The following is a 17,105-nucleotide window of genomic DNA, read 5'->3' on the forward strand; positions in this document are numbered from 1 at the left end:
TCGCCTCTGCTCCGTGAAGGCGGCTCATAGGTACTGTTCGCACCTCGGCGACACTCCGGGGGTGCGGGCAGTACTTCGTTCACGCCAGTCCTCGAAGGGCCGCGAACTGCGGGCGCGGTCCTGTCCTGTGCGCTGAAGTCGGTTCGCCCACCGCATGATGGTGCCATCAGTAACGCTGCCGCCGCCGACAAGAGGAAGTTGGATTTCTTACCGATGAGAACTACGACCTGATTCTCGACGCACTGGCTGACGGACCCGTATCTTTCTCGCCTCGCTGTACACCCCTGGTGGCCCGCTTGACGATCGATGCCCGGCACGCGGAGGGTCTGATGCACACAAAGTGCGCAGTCCCGGTAGCTCAGCTAGTCGCCATCGGTAAGACGGCTGCGGTGATGGACCAGAATGCAACTGGTGCAGATGAATTCGTCATACAGTTTCGGAATCCGCAGACGGCAAATTCTTCACTGGACAGGTCCGCGCCGGGCAGCTCGAAGGGCTCTGCGGTGTCGGTGTCCCCGACGTCCATGACAGGTGACTGGGCTTCTTCTCTACTGGCCGCCAGCTGTTCGCGCGACGTGTCCGTCGACTCGCCGGATTCGATGACTCTCGGTGCGTCGTAGTGGGTGGCCCATGACTGTTCTACCTCATGACCTGTTCGGACCCGGTTCGAGGGTCCGGTGGCGCGATACACTCCCGGGATCGGGTCGCGAGGCGCGAACGGCGGGTGTGGCGGGCGCGCTCGTTTTCGGACATGCCACCCCAGATGCCGTAAGCCTCGGTGGTGGTGAGGGCGTGGGCGCGGCATTCGGCGAGCACGCGGCAGTCCTGGCAGATCTGTTTGGCGGCGTGCTCCCGCTGGGCGCGGCCGCGGCCGCGTTCACCGTCGGGGGAGAAGAACCTCTCGGTGTCGATGCCGCGGCAGGAGGCGCGATGCTGCCAGCCCAGGTTGATCTGGTGGTGCGGATGCTCAGGCACTGCGGGATAGGTCGCTTTCGGAGTCGAACGTTGACATGCTCCGCCGGCCGGAGTGGGGCACGCAAGGGTGCGGCTGGCGGGCCTGGGTCGGTCGCCGACGTTCGTGCACGGAAATTCGATGTGGGCATGGGTGGCGGTGGATCACAGCGAAGCTCTCGTCGGACTGCATCCATCGGTGGGAACGGGAGGCACCGGATCCCGGGCCCTCGTCGTGAGGGCCCGGGATTTCGTGCTGAAGGCGAATGGTGAGGACTCGCGGCGTCAGAGCGCCATTCCACCATCCACCGGAAGAACGACGCCGGTCGTCCAGTCGTCCTCGAGTGCGAACCGTGCGATCCACCGGGCGGTGTCGACGGGATCGCCGACCCTGTGCAGTGGAATCGCCTCAGCCCGCTCGCGGAGTAGCGTCGACTCTTGTTCCGCGCTCATTCCGGCGGTCCGGTAGATCGCGGTCGGCGTCGGTCCGGGAGCGACGGAGTTGACCCGAACCCCCTCAGGTCCCAACTCGAGGGCCCAGCACCGGGTCAGGTGCGCGACCGCCGCCTTCGACGCCGCGTAGTGCGCGTTACTGGCGGTCGGCTTGAGGGCAACCGAGCTGGCCACGTTCACGATGGACCCCCGGCTGCTCTTGAGCGCCGGGAGCAACGCCTGCGTGACCACCGTCGTCCCGAGCACGTTCACCTCGAACAGCGCCCGCACCGACTCGGCACTGACGTCGGCTAGCGGGCCGACCAAAAAAGCGCCTGCGCAGTTGACCACGAAATCAATGCGGCCCCACTGCTTCAACGCCGCCGATGCTGCGGATGCGACCTCCGCCGCATCGGTGACATCGACGGTACGGGCAGAGACATCCTCACGCCCGGCAAGATCTGCCAACGCGTCGTCGCTACGGTCCCACGCGTCGACGCGGGCGCCGTGGTCGGCCAGCACCTCGAGGCAGGCGCGGCCGATCCCGGTGCCCGCACCGGTGACGACTCCGACGAGGCCTTCCCCTCGCGGTGCGAGCACCGGCCTGCTCATACCGGGGTGACGCCGTTGCGGCGGGCGGGTGCGGTGCGGTCCCGCTTGCGGTAGAGCGCCAGGCGCTGGGTGAGTTCGTTGCGCAGCTCGTTCGCGGGCACGACCGCTTCGACGGCGTTCTCGTTGGCGATCTTGAACACGTCGATGCCGGCGGCGTACTCGGCCTGCTTTTCGGCGATGAACGCCGCGCGCTCCTCGGGATCCTCGATGGCCTGGATGCGGTTGTAGTGGATGCCGTTGACGGCGGCGTCGGGGCCCATCAGGGCTGGCTTGGCGGTCGGCAGCGCGATCAGGGCGTCCGGCTGCATCGGGGCACCGGACATCGCGAGGTATCCGCCGCCGTACGCCTTGCGCAGCAGCACCGTGATGCGGGGAACGCGGGCCTCGGAGACGGCGAAGATCATCTTCGCGCCGTGCCGGATGATGCCCTGACGTTCGACCTCGGAGCCGATCATGTAGCCGGCGATGTCGACGAGGAACAGGATCGGGATGTTGTAGGCGTTGCAGATCCAGATGAACCGGGCGGCCTTGTCGGAGGAGTCGGGGAAGATCACCCCGCCCTTGACGGTGGGCTGGTTGGCGACGATGCCGACGCTCTGTCCGTTCAGGCGCGCGAACCCGGTGACCAGTTCCTGGGCGAAGAGGTCCTTGTAGGGGAAGAAGCTGTTGTCGTCGACGAGGGAGTCGATCAGCTCGTGGATGTCGAAGATCTCGGACTCGACCTCGGGGACGATCTCCTTGATGGTCCGGGCACCGGACGGGTCCGCCGGTGCGGTGACCGGGGGCTCCTGCTGCCAGTTCGACGGCAGGAACGACAGCCACACTCGCACGGCGGCAATGGCTTCCGCGTCGTCTTCGACGAGGACGTCGGACAGACCGGAGACGGTCGAGTGCATCTCCGCCCCACCCATTTCCTCGAGGGTGACATCCTCACCGGTCACCATCTGCGCCAGGCGCGGCGAACCGAGGTAAGCGGTGGCGTGACCGCGGACCATGATCGTCAGATCGCACAGCGCGGGCACGTAGGCGGAGCCGGCAGGGGAGGGGCCGAAGAGGGCGCAGACCTGGGGGACGCGGCCGGAGATCTGGACCTGGTTGTAGAAGATGTTGCCCCAGGCGCGGCGACCGACGAAGCTCTCGAACTGCTCGTCGATGCGGGCGCCGGCGGAGTCGAAGAGGTACACGATCGGGGTGCCGGTGGAGTCGGCGAGTTCCTGGGCGCGAACGATCTTCTCGAAGGTGCGCTTGCCCCAGGTGCCGGCCTTGACGGTGTAGTCGTTGGCGATGACGACGATGTCGCGGCCGTCGACCTTGCCGACCGCGGTGACGACGGCGTCGCCGGGCAGGCCCTCGTCGTAGCGGGCGAGTAGGCCGTCCTCGAAGGACCAGCTGCTGTCGAAGAGCAGCTCGAGCCGGTCGCGCACGAGCATCTTGCCTGCGTCGATCTGCTTCTGGCGCTGCTTCTCCGAGCCGCCGAGCCGGGCGGCGGCGAGGCGGATGTCGAGTTCTTCGTGCGGTCCCACCGGGGCTGCGGTGGTCTTCTCGTCGAGAATGTCAGTCATGATCGTTCCAAACTTTTTGGGAGGTAGTGGTTTTCGGTTGTAGCGGTGTGGGACGCTACTTGTAACTGAACAGCAGGGAGGCGCCGCCGTCGATCACGGTGGTGGTGCCGTTGACCCCGCGTGAGGTGCAGCCGGCGAGGAATCCGATGACCGCGGCGACGTCGTCGGGGTCGAGGATGCGCCCGGTCGGGGTCTTGGCCGCCATCCGCTCTGCCGCGGGGCGGTCGAGCATGGGTGTGACCATCGCGCCGGGGGCGACGGCGTTCACGGTGACCGCGGTGCCCCAGAAGTCGAACATCAGGGAGCTGGTCAGGTTGATCAGTGCGGCCTTGGAGGCGGCGTAGGCGGGATACTCGTAGCCGCGGGTGCCGGCGAAGGAGGCGCAGTTGATCACTCGCCCGTACTCGGCGGCCTTCAGATCGTCCGCGAAGGCCTGGGTGAGCAGGAACGGGGCGGTGACGTTGACATCCATGACCTGCCGCCAGGAGTCGGCGGTGGTGTCGGCGAGATGGGTGCGGCGCAGGATGCCGGCTATGTTGACCAGATGGGAAACCTGGCCGAGGTCGGCGTGCACCGCGTCGACTAGCGAGCTGGCCGCCGATTCGGAGGTGATGTCCACGCCGTAGGCGGCGCTGGTGACCCCGTTGTTGCCGAGTTCGGTGGCGGTGCGCTTGGCCGCAACTTTGTCGATGTCGACGCAGGCCACCGCCAGGCCGAGTTCGCCGAGCACCGTGGCGGTGACGGCTCCGAGTCCGCCTCCGGCGCCGGTGACGACCGCGACCGGCGGCCCTGCGGGTGTGGTCATCTCACTCACCTGCCGCCACAACGGTGGCCAGGGATGCTCCGGCCGCGACGACCTGCCCGACCTCGACGTGCAAGGACTCGACGACACCGGTAACGGCGGCGCGGATCGGGTTCTGCATCTTCATCGCCTCCAGCACCATCAGCACCTGGCCCGCCTCGACCTGGGCGCCGACCTCGACGTCGATCTGCGCGACCGTGCCCTGCATCGGGCTCTTGGCCTCACCGCTCGCCGCGGCGCCGCCGCCCCGTTTCTTCCGTGGGCCGCCGGTCGCGGTGCGGCGCGCCTGCGGCTCGGCGACGGGCGCGGCAGCGGCCGGACCGGCGGGGGTGAAGAACGGGATGACGTAGCGGCGGTCACCGACCCACACCTCGTTGCGGGGCAGCATCTCCTCGGCATCGGTGTCGGACAGGTCCTCGACCGGCGGCAGCAGCGAGGCGAAGTCGATGTCGCGCTCGAGCCAGTTGGTGTGCATGGCGACATTGCGGAAGTCCTTGTGCGCAATGATTTGTCGTGCGGCCGGGACGGTGGTCGGTACGCCGTCGATGATCAGCTCGTCGAGGGCGAGGGTCAACCGGTCCAGGGCCCGGTCCCGGGTGGGTGCCCACACGATGAGCTTGCCGACCAGGCTGTCGTAGTACGGCTGGACCTCGTCGCCGGATTCGTAGCCGCCGTCCCACCGGACTCCGGCGCGAGTGGGTGCCTGCACGGTGGCGATCGGGCCGGGGCTGGGCATGAACAGGGCGCCGCGGGTGTCCTCGGCGTTGACGCGGACCTCGATCGCGTGCCCGCGCGGGGCGGCACCGGACTCGGTGATCGACAGCGGCTCGCCGGCAGCGACAGCGAGTTGCTCTGCGACCAGATCGAGGCCGAGGGTCATCTCGGTGACCGGGTGCTCGACCTGGATGCGGGTGTTCATCTCCAGGAAGTAGTAGCGGTCCTGGTCGGCCTCGACAAGGAACTCGACGGTGCCGGCACCGACATATCCGACCTTCTTGGCCAGGCGGACCGACGCCTCGCCCATCGCGCGGCGCAGGTCGTCGGACAGGCCGGGGGCGGGCGCTTCCTCGATCAGCTTCTGGTGTCGGCGCTGGACCGAGCAGTCGCGGTCGCCGATCCATACCGCATTGCCGTGGGTGTCGGCGAAGACCTGGACCTCGACGTGGCGGGCGCTGGACAGGTATCGCTCGAGGTAAACGTCGTCACGACCGAACGCGGCGGCGGATTCCTGTTTGGCGGAGGCGAACGCGGATTCGGCGTCCGCGGCCGAGGCGACTGTCCGCATGCCGCGGCCGCCACCGCCGTAGGTGGCCTTGATCGCCACCGGGTAGCCGTACTCGTCACCGAACGCGATCACGTCCGCAGGGGAGGCGATGGTGCTCTGCGAGCCGGGGACCTGCGGGACGTCGGCCTCCGCGGCGATCTCGCGGGCGGCGATCTTCGATCCCATTACTTCGATCGCCGAGGAAGGGGGCCCGATGAAGATCAACCCGGCGTCCTCGACGGCCTTGGCGAACGCGGCGTTTTCCGCCAGGAAGCCGTAGCCGGGGTGCACGGCCTGTGCGCCGGTGCTCCCGGCGGCCTCGATGATCTTGTCTATCGCCAGGTACGACTCGGAGGCCGAGGCCGCGCCGAGCAGGACCGCTTCGTCGGCAAGGCGCACGTGGAGCGCCTTTTCGTCGGCCTCCGAGTACACGGCGACGCTGGCTACACCGGCCTCTGCACACGTGCGAATGATGCGGACCGCGATTTCGCCGCGGTTGGCGACGAGGACCTTGGACAACATGCCCGGACTCCTTGGGGTTTCGAATACCTGTGCCGATGAGCGCCCCGGTGTGGGGTCGCCTTCGTAAGACCATGCCACTTAGACAAACAATCGTACGTTCGCTTAAGGTACCGTCCGATGTGGTAATGGTCAACGATGGTTCCCGCCTTGCCCGTGGGGCGGGGTCGACGACAGAGAGGGCGCGGACGGTGATTGCTTCTGCCGAACAACTCGAGTTGCTGGTCGACGCTCTGCGATTGACACACGCCGGGGACAACCGGTTCCACGGACCGACCGCGGCGCGCAAACTTCCCCGGCTCTTCGGCGGACAGGTTCTCGCCCAGGCCGTGATGGCGGCCGGTGCGACCGTACCCGCCGATCGGTATCCGCATTCGCTGCATACGCTGTTCCTGCGGGGAGGGAACCCGGCGGCGCCCGTCACCTACGAGGTGACGATCCTGCGCGACGGCCGCTCCTACAGCGCCCGAGCCGTAACCGCCACCCAGGGCGACGACGTGCTGGCGACCCTGCAGCTTTCGTTCGCCACCGATCAGAGCGGCCCCGAGCACGAATGGTCCCCGCCGCTGACCGAGACGGCACCGGACGAACTGTTGCCGCTGCACGAGCGGCTCGAGGGCGAGAGTGCGATGCTGCCGGAGTGGTGGTCGCAACCACACCCCTTCGACTTCCGCTTTCTCGAGCACCCAGAAGCGCTTGCCGCGGCCGGAACCCGGATTCCCGAGCAGCGGTTCTGGGTGCGCGCGGCCACCAGTGTCCCGGACGAGCCGCTGTTGCACACCGCGCTGCTGGCGTATGTCAGCGACCTGACGCTGCTCGATCCCGCGCTGATGCCGCACGGGCGCTCCTGGTACGGCAACCGGGTAATCGCCGGTGCCAGCATCGACCACGCGATGTGGTTTCACCGCCGGTTCTCGATGAACGACTGGATGCTGTGTCGACAGATCAGCCCGATCGCCACCGGCGGCCGATGCCTGTGCACATGCGACTTCACCACCGAGGCGGGTGCGCGCATCGCAACGGCCTCCCAGGAAGGCATCCTGCGCGAACCCTGACCTCGACGAACGTCCGTCAGACCGGCACGATCTCCGACTCGGATGCGAGGAACCAGGTGATGTCCCCGATGAACTCTTCCTCGTGCTCGCGCACCGCATCCGCCTCCGGCGAGGAGAACGCCTGGGCCACCGCAGCGACCGACGGAAACCACAGCTCCGCCATCCCGTCGTACGCCCACTCCGTGCGATGCTCGATCGCCGGGTTCTGCACGTAGCGCTCGAGTTCCGGGAGCTTCCAGACGTACTGGGGGTGCTCGACGTTCCAGTACCGGAGGAATTCGTCGCGAGAAAGCTCGGATTTCGACGTGATCAGCGCAACGATCTTGACGGACATACATTTCTCCTTCTGTCGGTCGGCCGCCGGTAGAAATTCGGCGACCAGTCGGGAATGCACAGCGGCGCTCGACCGGAGATGACAGCTTCCGGTCGAACGCCGCCGTGAGGGGATCAGTGTGAGAGGGTCTTCGTCGTGTCCAGACCTGCCCCGGTCAGGGCACGCACTTGAAGTTCGTCGAAGGCAGCGTCATTTGCCGGCTCGCGACTGAGGTAGCTGCCCACGATGCATCCGAGGAATCCTGCGGGCACCGACAGCAGGATCGGGAAGGCCAGCGGGAACGGAGCGGTGGTCGACAACGAATCCGACAGCAGCGGAGCCAGACTCGGCCACACCAGCGGACCGGTCAAAATCAGCGCCAGAGCCGTCAGCAGACCCGACAGCGCCCCGACTACGGCCCCGAGGGTACGCATCCGCCGCCAGAGCAGCGTCATGATCAGGACGGGGAAGTTCGCGCTGGCCGCGGTCGACGTCGCCAGCGTGGCCAGGAAGGTCACGTTCTGGGTGCCGCCGATGGTGAGGGTGACACCGACGGTGACGATCACCAACGCCACTGCCGCGATCCGGCCGACCGTCATTTCCTCGGTTTCGGGACGGTGGAACGTCTTGGCCCACAGGTCGTGGGCGATCGTGCTCGACGCGCTGAGCACCAGGCCGGCCGACACCGCCAGCAGCGTGGCGATCGAGACCGCGACCACCAGCGCCAGCAGCAGGTCGGACGCGAAGCCGTCTCCACCGCCGAGCCAGACGGTCAAGGCGGGTAGGGCGAGATTGCCGCCCTTGCCGGCGATTTCCTCCCCGCCGGCGCCGAGGGCGGCGCGTGCGGAGATGCCGAGGAACGCGATGAGGACGTTGAATCCGCCGATCAGGCTGATCGCCCAGATCGCGGACTTGCGGGCCTCGATGGCGTCGGGGACGGTGAAGAATCGCATCAGCACGTGCGGCAGGCCGACCGCGGACAACGTCACGGCCACTGCCATGGACATGATGTTCCAGGGTCCCTTGAAGGAGTTGCCGGTGGCCAGGTAGTGGTCGCCGAATTTACTCTGGGAGATCGCCTGCTCGATGATGTTGAGCGGGTTGGGATCGATCCGAATGAGAACCAGGATCACCAGCAGTGCGACGACGCTCATCAGGGCGACGGCCTTGATGATCTGCAGCCACGTCGTGGCGAGCATGCCGCCGAAGAGCACATAGGTCAGCATCAGGACCGCGGCGATCACCACGCCCCAGGAAAAGTCGATCCCGGCCAGTGCCTCCATCAGCACGCCGCCGGCAACCATCTGGGCGAGGAGGTAGAAAACGCAGATGAACAGCGTCGAGATCGCCGAGACGATGCGGACCGGACCGGACCGCAGTCGGGTGGCGAGCGCGTCGGCGAACGTGAAACGCCCTAGATTACGCAGCTTTTCGGCGATCAGGAACATCACCATCAGGAAGATCCCGCACGCGAAGATCGCGTAGACGATGCCGTCCATGCCGTAGAGGTAGGCCAGCCCGGCATAACCCAGCAGGGAGGCCGAGGACAGGAAGTCGCCGGCGATGGCGGTGCCGTTCTTGCGTCCGGTCATACCGCCGCCGGCCGTCCAGAACTCCGCCGACGTCTTCGTGCGGCGCGAGGCGAAGTAGGTCGCCACGAAGGTCGTGCCCAGCAGCAGGATCGTGACGACGACGGCGGTGGTGTTGAATCCGTCAGACATTGCCCGCGACCTCTCGCTCCCGGGTGGCGGGCACGCTCAGCACGGCCGCGGCCAGTACATCCCAGTGGCGTGCGCGCCTCACATACCAGGCGCCGAGGCTCATCACGGTCGCGACGTAGGTGAGGGACAGGATCAACCCGATGCTCAGCCCCGGTACGGGACGTTTCGCGATGATCTCCGGGGCGAAGGCGGCGAAGCCGACGAGCGCGCAGAATGCCACCGTGAAAACGCTCCAGGCAACGGTGAAGAAACTGCGGCGGTCACGTCGTAGGCGGAGCATCGACGGATCCGACCAGAGCCGACTCCAGTCGACAGCGGTCTCGGTGGGAGGCATGGTCACCCTTTCTCGTGGTCGGTGCCGTCTTTCGCGCGTATACCGCGAGTTCACGACGAGTGAGGGCGGGGCCGGGTCGCGTGTGGGATCGAACGGCCCGCACGCCCTCTGTAATGGGCATCACACACGTTATACGAACGGGTGTTTGTTTGTCTAGGCAGGAAAATGAACCTTTCGATGTCTTGGAAAAACGTGCGCTCGTTTGTATTGTGAGTGAGTGACCAGGTCACAGCACGGTGGCGGCCGCACCTTGCGCCCCGAGGGTGCCGTCACCCCGAGCCGGAGGAGTCTCATGATCGGAAGCGGCACCCTGCCGGACACCACAGAGCAAGCGGATCTGCGCGAGATGGTGCGTGAGATCATCGAACGGTATGCACCTCCGCAGCGGGTCAGGGAGCTCGACGACGCCAACGCCTTCGACCTCGAGCTGTACCGTGCCCTCGGAGATGCCGGGCTGATCGGACTCGATGCCCAGGCCGACGGCACGACCGGCGCCGACCCTCGACTTCAGATCATCGTCCTCGAAGAGCTCGCCGCCGGCCCAACCTCGATGGCGGTGTGCCTGGTCGTGCAGTACATGGGCGTCGGCCTGTTCACTGAGTACGGCACCGACCAGCAACGCAGCACCGTCCTGGCCCCCCTCCTCGACGGCCGCGAGCGAGTGGCCTTCGCGCTGACCGAACCCGACGGCGGCACCGACGTCGCCCGCGTCATGCGCACCCGGGCGAAGCAGACCGACGACGGCCGGTGGATCCTCAACGGCGCCAAAACCTGGATCTCCGGTCCGCAGCACGCGAGAAACCTCATCGTCCTGGCCCGAACCTCGACGCCCGAGTCCTCTCCGATCGACGGCATCAGCATGTTCGTGGTCCCCACCGAGACCGCGGGCATCACCGTGAAAGAACTCGACACCTTCGCCATCCACAGCCTCGACACCTGCGAGATCACCTTCGACAACGTCGAGGTGGATGCCGCCGCCGTCCTGGGGCACGTCGACCAGGGGTTCCGGCAGGTGCTGGGCACCCTCAACGGGGAACGACTCAACGCTGCCGCCGCCGCACTCGGGATCGCCCGCGGCGCTCTGGAAGCCGCCGTCGACTACGGCCAACAGCGGCAGGTATTCGGGCGCCCGGTCGGCAGCTTCCAGGCCGGCCAGCACCGCCTCGTCGACGGCGCCATCGCGATCGAGGCGGCCCGCGCCCTGATGCTCCAGGCCGCCGAGGCCACCGCCACCGGCAAACGCGCAGACATCCTCAGCGCCATGGCCAAGGTCGCCGCCTCCGATGCGGCAGTCGCCGTCACCGACGCAGGCATGCGCCTGATGGGCGGATCCGGGTTCAGCAAGGAGTACCCCATGGAGCGGCTGTTCCGGGACGCCCGCCTCTACACCTTCGCCCCACTGACCAACGAGATGCTCCGCAACCACATCGGTGAGAAGCATCTGGGGCTGCCGCGGTCGTTCTGACCGGCGCACCCACACCACAACCAGAAAGGCACACCGCCATGCCCACAATCACCCCCTTCGCCGACGAGCTGAACGCGCTGCCGCCCCTGGCCTCGCGCTACGTCGACGTCGACGCCCTGCCCTGGCGACCCTCCGGGTACGAGGGCATCGAGATCAAGGTGCTGCTCAAGGACGAGGAGAGCGGCTTGCTCACCGCCCTGTTCCGGTGGCAGCCCGGCTCCGTCCTGCCGCTGCACGAGCACGTCCGGATCGAACAGACCTGGGTGCTCGAAGGCAGCATCGTCGACGAGGAAGGCGAGACCACCGTCGGGAACTTCTCCTGGCGACCGCAGGGTAACCAGCACCGGGCCTCCGCGCCGAACGGTGCCCTGGTGCTGTGCTTCTTCTTGACCCCCAACAGGTTCCTCGAGGGCCCGAACGCCGGCTCCACGCTCGAATAACCGCCACCAATCCAGACCCGAGGAGTTTCGCGTTGCCTCAACCCACCATTCATCGCACACGGCTGTTCTCACCGCTGACCCTGCGCGGTGTGACCTTCCGGAACCGCCTCTGGGTGGCGCCGATGTGCCAGTTCTCCGCCGCCGACGGCATACCCGACGACTGGCACCTGGTGCACCTCGGCTCGTTCGCCAAGGGACAAGCCGGACTGGTACTCACCGAGGCAACCGGGGTCAGCCCGGAAGGCCGGATCAGCCGCAAATGCACCGGGTTGTGGAACGACACGCAACTCGAGGCCTTTTCCCGCATCAACCGATTCGTCACCGAGCACGGATCGATCCCCGGAATCCAACTTGCCCACGCCGGCCGCAAAGCCTCCGCACAGGTTCCGTGGGAGGGTGACGGCACCGTCCCGATCAGGGAAGGCGGATGGGAGACGGTCGGCCCGTCGGCGACGGCTTGGGGGGACCAGACCGTGCCGCGCGAAATGACCCTGGCCGACATCGGGAAGGTGGTCACCGACTTCGCAGACGCCGCTGCCCGTGCCTTGGCCGCAGGATTCCGGGTGGTCGAGATCCACGCCGCACACGGCTACCTGCTCCACCAGTTCCTGTCCCCGATCACCAACCGGCGCACCGACGAATACGGCGGCGACCCCGACCGCCGCGCCCGTCTGCTGCGGGAGATCGTGACCGCGGTCCGCACGGTCTGGCCGGAGGAGCTGCCGCTGTTGCTGCGGATCTCCGCCACCGACTGGACCGAGGGCGGCTGGGACGTCGACGACAGCGTCGCACTCATCCGCTCGCTCGAGGGTTCCGGCATCGACCTCGTCGACGTCTCCAGCGGCGGCCTGACCCCGGAGCAGAGGATCACCGTCGGACCCGGATACCAAGTGCCGTTCGCCCGCCGGATTCGCAACGAAACATCCCTGCCGGTCGCGGCCGTCGGGCTGATCACCGATTCCTCCCAGGCCGAGCAAGTCCTCGTCGACGGAGCCGCCGACGCTGTTTTCGTCGGACGGAACCTGCTGCGCGAGCCTATGTGGCCGCTCAAGGCGGCAAAGGAACTCGGCGTCGAGGACACGCTCGACTGGCCGACTCCGTACCGGTCGGCCCGCTACCGCGGCAACATCCCCTGATCTTCTGGTGGGCGCGATCGTTGACATGGATGGGTGCCCACCCGGTACCGTAAGAAAACAATCGTTCGTATGTGGTAAGCGTGCCGGGTCCAGAGACTTCCTCGCCCGCCGGGCGGCATCCACGGCCGCATCATCGCCGCCAGCGTTCGTGTGTTCGCCGAGCAGCTCTACCTGAAGGAGAAAAGATGTCCGAGACCAGCCCGAGCCGTCATCAACTGTTGATCGACGGAAAGTGGGTGGATCCGGTCGAAGGCGGCACTGTCGACGTCTTCAACCCGTCGACCGGAGAAAAGCTCGCCGAGATCGCCGCAGGCGGCCCGCGCGATGTCGAACTGGCGGTGCAGGCCGCACGCCGTGCATTCGACAACGGCCCATGGCGGCGGATGCCGGCCGAGGCCCGCGCCCGGATCCTGCACCGCTTCGCGGACCTCGTCGAGGCCAACGCGGACGAGATCGCCCTCATCGACACGCAGGACTGCGGAAAGCCTTTCGCGTTCATCCGCGACATCGACCTGCCGAACATGGCCGACCTGCTGCGCTACATGGCGGGGTGGACCACCAAGCTCGAGGGACGCACGATCCCGCTGTCGCGGCAGAACCCCGGAGATTTCTTCTCCTACACCCGGCGGCAGCCGGTCGGCGTCGTTGCCCAGATCATCCCCTGGAACGGCGCTGCACTCGCTGCGGTCTGGAAGCTGGCCCCGGCGCTGGCCGCCGGATGCACCGTGGTGCTCAAACCGGCCGAACTCGCCTCCCTGGCCCCGCTGCGCCTGGCGGAGTTGGCCGTCGAAGCCGGTGTGCCCGACGGAGTGGTCAACGTGATCACTGGAACGGGCGCGGACGCCGGAGCTCCATTGGCCGGCCACCCGCAGGTCGACAAGGTCGCGTTCACCGGCTCGGTCGAGACTGGCAAGAGGATCGTCGTCGCAGCGGCATCGAATCTGAGCAAGCTGACTCTCGAACTCGGCGGCAAATCCCCCAATGTCATCTACGACGACGCCGACCTCGACATCGCCGTCGACGGAGTGCTCGGTGCCGTCCTCTATGCCCAGGGTGAGGCCTGCACGGCCGGGTCGCGGCTGTATGTGCAGCGCAACGTCTACGACGAGGTTCAGACCCGTATCGCCGCCAAGGTGCCGGAGATCAAGATCGGCCCCAGCGCCGAGCGCGGTGTCCTGGTCGGCCCGATGATCTCCGACCAGCACCGTTCCAAGGTCAAGACCTTCGTCGAGGGCGCACTCAGTGACGGAGCCGAGATCATCGCCGGTGGTGCCCAGACCCGCGAGCCCGGTTACTACCTCGAGCCGACCGTGCTCGGCGGGGTCGACGACGACATGACCATCGCCCGTGAAGAGATCTTCGGCCCGGTGGTTTCGCTTATGTCGTTCGACGACGAAGCCGAGGTACTGCGCCGCGCGAATGACACCACCTACGGTCTGGCGGCCGGAGTGTGGACGAGCAACGTCGGTCGCGCCCACCGCTTCGCCGAGGCGGTCAACGCCGGTGCGGTCTGGGTCAACTGCTACAACGTCTTCGACGCCGCGCTGCCGTTCGGCGGATTCAAGCAGTCCGGCTGGGGCAAGGAAATGGGCGGCGAAGCCCTCGACGGCTACCTGCAGAGCAAGGCGGTCACCGTCTCGCTCGCCTGACGCCGTTCGAAGCCCCCGCAAACGCCCGGCTGGTGCATCAGCCGGGCGTTTGCACGTTCTGTGGCCGAATCCGGTTCGTTCCCACCGCCCGAACGCCGTGGGCCGGTCCGGTACGCAAGCCTCGTTGTGATCGTTGACACGACAACCGAGGCAGCTCTAACATACGTACGTTCGTTTGAAGGTTGTCGGTTCCATCCCAAGCCACCGCATGCCAGCCGTTCCGAGTGCGATTCACGGTCGAATCCACCACGTGCCGTGTGCACTTCAGTCCACCCCACCCATCCCGACGGCGCCTCCTGCCTTGTCGGCGGAGAATCCAGATACCAGGAGCCACGTCATGGCAACATCGACGCTCACCGGCGCGCGTGTGACCTACACACTTGCGCCCCTCTACAGTTGGTGGGTCCTGCTCGTCAGCCTGCTGTGTTTCATGTGCTGCTTCATCGGTCTGAACACCGTCGCCGTGTTCGGCACGGTCATCCAGGACGACTGGGGGATCAACGCCACCCAACTGTCCTTGCTCACCACTGCGTCGATGCTCACGTTCTGCGTGGTTCCGGTTTTCGCCGGCAAGTGGGCCGCCCGTATCGGGGTGAAGAAGATCGTCGTCATCGGCCTGCTCTGCAATGTCGTTTCGGGGCTGTTGATTCCGGTCGTCGGTGAGTCCTACGCCGGCATGCTCGTGCTACGTCTGCTCCTGGGCTGCTGCGGCGGCGTGATGAATGCGTCCCTGGCCACCCACGCATCCTTATGGTTTCCCAAGAATCGGCGCGGTTTCGCGACCGGCCTGCTGATGGGGTTCCTCGGCGTAGGCTTCTCCATCACCTCGTTCGCCGGACCGTTGATGACCGACAGCGGCATGTCGTGGGAGATCGCCTCGATGTGGCTGACCGTTTTCCCGAGCATCGCCTGCGGGGTGTTGTTCGTGCTGACCGTCAAGGACTTCCACAAGTCCCACCCCGGTGTGCCCTCGATGGACGCCTTGGTCGCCGACCCCGTCGGACTCCGGCGCCCGCACTCGACCCGTTTCGACGCGCTCCCCAAACCGGGATCACTCGCCGAGGCGCTGCGCAGCTCCCGTGTGTGGTGGTCCTCGCTGTACGGTGCGGGCACGGCGATCACCCTCTACGGGCTCTCCTACGCCCTGCCCTTGTTCCTCGAACAAGACCGCGGCATGACGCTGCTCGAGGCCTCGGCGATCATCGGCGTCACCTTCATGTTCAAACTCGTCGCCGCCCCCATCGGCGGGCTGATGTCGGACCGGCTCTTCCGCGGCGAGCGATTCCAGACGAACATGATCGGCGCCGGTCTGGCCGGCATCATGGTGGTCGCCCTGCCCGGGATTCCCGCGAGCACTCTCGGAATCTACCTGTGCATGATGTTCCTGGCAGCCTCGTTGTACGGCGGCACCTACTGGGCGTGGTCGGCGGAACTGTCTCAGCCCCAGGCCAATTACCAGACAAGCGGACTCATCGTCACCGTCAGCAACGTCGGAGCAGTCCTCGCCGCGCCGATGCTCGGATTGATCATCGACGCCACCGGCAGCGCGACCTACGCCATGATCACCATCGGAGTCCTCGGTCTGCTGAGCGTGGAGTGCGCCCGCCGCTCACGATTGTGAGTCGCACTCCTTCCACCCCCTGATCGCCGACCCGCGAGGCCTGCTATTCCAGCCTCTACGCCCTTGCGGGTCGGCGTCCAAACGCTCTCCGGTTCCGGGCGGTTCACACAAAATCGGCGCGCGAACCCGGATCCGGATGGTCCAGCCGCCGTCCGCGACGTAGACCGCGCCGTGCACGAAGCTCGCCTCGTCGGTGACGAGGAACAGCGCGACGTTCGTCAACTCCTCGGGCTGCGCGTGCCGGCCGGCCGGTGCACTGCGCAGCGCCTCGAGGACCGGAAGATCCTCGTTGTACAGAACATACTTGGGCATAACAATTTCCACGGCGCGGGTGCGATCGCGTTCAGCCCGCACATTCTGGTGTGCGTAGTGGAACGACATCTGCCGGGTGAACCCGACGACACCGTGCTTCGAGCTGGTATACGCGGTGCCACCCACCACAGGCGATGAATGCGGCGACCGAGGCGGTGTTGACAATTGCCCCGCCTCCGGCAGGGATCATCGACGGCCGCAACGCGCGGGTCACCAGGAACATGCCCTCGAGGTTGGCTCCGGTGATGCGGTCCCACACGACGACCTCGGCGCCCTCGGCGGAGCACCGTAGAGCGCTCGCCCGGCCAATGCCCGACGCGCCGCCGGTGATCACCGCCGTCCGATCGGCAAGACGCGCGCCCGTCCCACTGGCCGTTTCGATCACAATCGGTCGACGCTAGTCCGTCATCGAATCGGCTGGGCTGCATGGCAATAACTTTCGAATGCGCGCGGACCGCCGACCGTGCGATCGGCCTTGATCGCGGCCGAAGGGCGGCAGGAGCGGGCTGGTGGACATGTCGTGCGTCGCACCCGTCATGGACGTGATGCGCCGCAGGTGCGGGGCGACGGAGGTGCCCCCGTAGCCCCGCATGGACAACACCGGCCTCGCTCGGGCGAGGCCGGGGTTGTTGTCGAATGGTGCCGCGGTTCTAGTACTGCAACGGCACTTATGGCAGGTGGCCGCGTGTTCGGTAATGACAGATGCGGGCCTGGTGTTGTCGGCGCCGTCGCCAGTTCGACCAGGACCAGACGTGCTCGTCGGGGTGGGCGTGTCGCAGGATCAGATACACGAGTAGGCGGCGGATCTCGGGTACCGTGTACCCGATCATGCCCTGATCATCGGTTCCGATTCCCCCTTTACCGCTTCGGTTTTCGTCCCGGCGAGCCAGGCGAGAGCGAGCATCGACAAGGTGATG

General features: G+C 66.7%; 16 protein-coding genes and 1 pseudogene. 6 read left to right on the plus strand and 11 right to left on the minus strand.

Annotation, left to right across the window (positions count from 1 at the left end; genetic code table 11):
* Positions 1-362 precede the first annotated feature (362 nt).
* From ACFVJ3_RS27505 to ACFVJ3_RS27530, 6 genes and pseudogenes are all read right to left on the minus strand, one after another.
* A pseudogene (locus ACFVJ3_RS27505) lies at positions 363-601 on the minus strand (DUF4193 family protein).
* Positions 602-639: 38 nt separating this feature from the next.
* Positions 640-975, minus strand: coding sequence for a WhiB family transcriptional regulator (locus ACFVJ3_RS27510; RefSeq protein WP_378455066.1), 336 nt, complete (start codon positions 973-975; stop codon positions 640-642).
* A 261-nt stretch (positions 976-1,236) separates the two neighbouring features.
* Positions 1,237-1,995 carry an SDR family NAD(P)-dependent oxidoreductase gene (locus ACFVJ3_RS27515; RefSeq protein WP_378455067.1) on the minus strand — a complete coding sequence of 253 codons (759 nt, stop codon included), beginning with the start codon at positions 1,993-1,995 and terminating at the stop codon, positions 1,237-1,239.
* Positions 1,992-3,557, minus strand: coding sequence for an acyl-CoA carboxylase subunit beta (locus tag ACFVJ3_RS27520; protein WP_378455068.1), 1,566 nt, complete (start codon positions 3,555-3,557; stop codon positions 1,992-1,994). The genes ACFVJ3_RS27515 and ACFVJ3_RS27520 overlap by 4 nt, the downstream gene beginning before the upstream one ends.
* 55 nt (positions 3,558-3,612) lie before the next feature.
* Positions 3,613-4,362: an SDR family NAD(P)-dependent oxidoreductase gene (locus tag ACFVJ3_RS27525; protein WP_378455069.1), complete on the minus strand. Its 750-nt coding sequence runs from the start codon at positions 4,360-4,362 to the stop codon at positions 3,613-3,615.
* A 1-nt stretch (position 4,363) separates the two neighbouring features.
* Entirely contained in the window at positions 4,364-6,145 is a 1,782-nt protein-coding gene (locus ACFVJ3_RS27530; RefSeq protein ID WP_378455070.1) for an acetyl/propionyl/methylcrotonyl-CoA carboxylase subunit alpha, read from the minus strand.
* A 188-nt stretch (positions 6,146-6,333) separates the two neighbouring features.
* Between ACFVJ3_RS27530 and ACFVJ3_RS27535 the strand changes: the two genes are divergently transcribed.
* Positions 6,334-7,197 carry an acyl-CoA thioesterase gene (locus ACFVJ3_RS27535; RefSeq protein ID WP_378455071.1) on the plus strand — a complete coding sequence of 288 codons (864 nt, stop codon included), beginning with the start codon at positions 6,334-6,336 and terminating at the stop codon, positions 7,195-7,197.
* Between the two features lie 16 nt (positions 7,198-7,213).
* Here the strand turns inward: ACFVJ3_RS27535 and ACFVJ3_RS27540 are convergent, their stop codons facing one another.
* The 3 genes from ACFVJ3_RS27540 to ACFVJ3_RS27550 form a co-directional block, all read right to left on the minus strand.
* Entirely contained in the window at positions 7,214-7,531 is a 318-nt protein-coding gene (locus ACFVJ3_RS27540) for an EthD family reductase (protein WP_378455072.1), read from the minus strand.
* 113 nt (positions 7,532-7,644) lie between these two features.
* Positions 7,645-9,231 (minus strand): cation acetate symporter, encoded by a 1,587-nt coding sequence (locus ACFVJ3_RS27545; protein ID WP_378455073.1) that lies wholly within the window; start codon positions 9,229-9,231, stop codon positions 7,645-7,647.
* Positions 9,224-9,565 (minus strand): DUF485 domain-containing protein, encoded by a 342-nt coding sequence (locus ACFVJ3_RS27550; protein WP_378455074.1) that lies wholly within the window; start codon positions 9,563-9,565, stop codon positions 9,224-9,226. The genes ACFVJ3_RS27545 and ACFVJ3_RS27550 overlap by 8 nt, the downstream gene beginning before the upstream one ends.
* A 217-nt stretch (positions 9,566-9,782) precedes the next feature.
* Here ACFVJ3_RS27550 and ACFVJ3_RS27555 point away from each other — a divergent pair, with 217 nt between their 5' ends.
* The 5 genes from ACFVJ3_RS27555 (at position 9,783) to ACFVJ3_RS27575 (ending at position 15,876) form a co-directional block, all read left to right on the plus strand.
* A complete protein-coding gene (locus tag ACFVJ3_RS27555) occupies positions 9,783-11,030 on the plus strand; it encodes an acyl-CoA dehydrogenase family protein (protein WP_378455075.1) in 1,248 nt (415 codons plus the stop codon).
* A gap of 38 nt (positions 11,031-11,068) precedes the next feature.
* The gene (locus ACFVJ3_RS27560) at positions 11,069-11,470 is read left to right on the plus strand and encodes a cupin domain-containing protein (RefSeq protein WP_378455076.1); all 402 of its coding nucleotides are present in this window, start codon (positions 11,069-11,071) and stop codon (positions 11,468-11,470) included.
* Positions 11,471-11,502: 32 nt separating this feature from the next.
* Positions 11,503-12,606, plus strand: a complete 1,104-nt coding sequence (locus ACFVJ3_RS27565) for an NADH:flavin oxidoreductase/NADH oxidase (protein WP_378455077.1) — start codon at positions 11,503-11,505, stop codon at positions 12,604-12,606.
* A gap of 185 nt (positions 12,607-12,791) precedes the next feature.
* A complete protein-coding gene (locus tag ACFVJ3_RS27570; protein WP_378455078.1) occupies positions 12,792-14,255 on the plus strand; it encodes an aldehyde dehydrogenase family protein in 1,464 nt (487 codons plus the stop codon).
* 337 nt (positions 14,256-14,592) lie between these two features.
* A complete protein-coding gene (locus ACFVJ3_RS27575; protein WP_378455079.1) occupies positions 14,593-15,876 on the plus strand; it encodes a nitrate/nitrite transporter in 1,284 nt (427 codons plus the stop codon).
* On the opposite strand, the gene ACFVJ3_RS27580 is transcribed toward ACFVJ3_RS27575, so the two are convergent.
* Positions 15,865-16,257, minus strand: a complete 393-nt coding sequence (locus tag ACFVJ3_RS27580; protein WP_378455080.1) for an SDR family oxidoreductase — start codon at positions 16,255-16,257, stop codon at positions 15,865-15,867. The two genes, ACFVJ3_RS27575 and ACFVJ3_RS27580, sit on opposite strands and share 12 nt — an antisense overlap.
* Positions 16,220-16,573 carry an SDR family NAD(P)-dependent oxidoreductase gene (locus tag ACFVJ3_RS27585; RefSeq protein WP_378455081.1) on the minus strand — a complete coding sequence of 118 codons (354 nt, stop codon included), beginning with the start codon at positions 16,571-16,573 and terminating at the stop codon, positions 16,220-16,222. The genes ACFVJ3_RS27580 and ACFVJ3_RS27585 overlap by 38 nt, the downstream gene beginning before the upstream one ends.
* Positions 16,574-17,105: the final 532 nt, after the last annotated feature.

This window comes from Rhodococcus sp. NPDC127593 (assembly GCF_042671975.1).
Lineage (GTDB): Bacteria > Actinomycetota > Actinomycetes > Mycobacteriales > Mycobacteriaceae > Rhodococcus_F.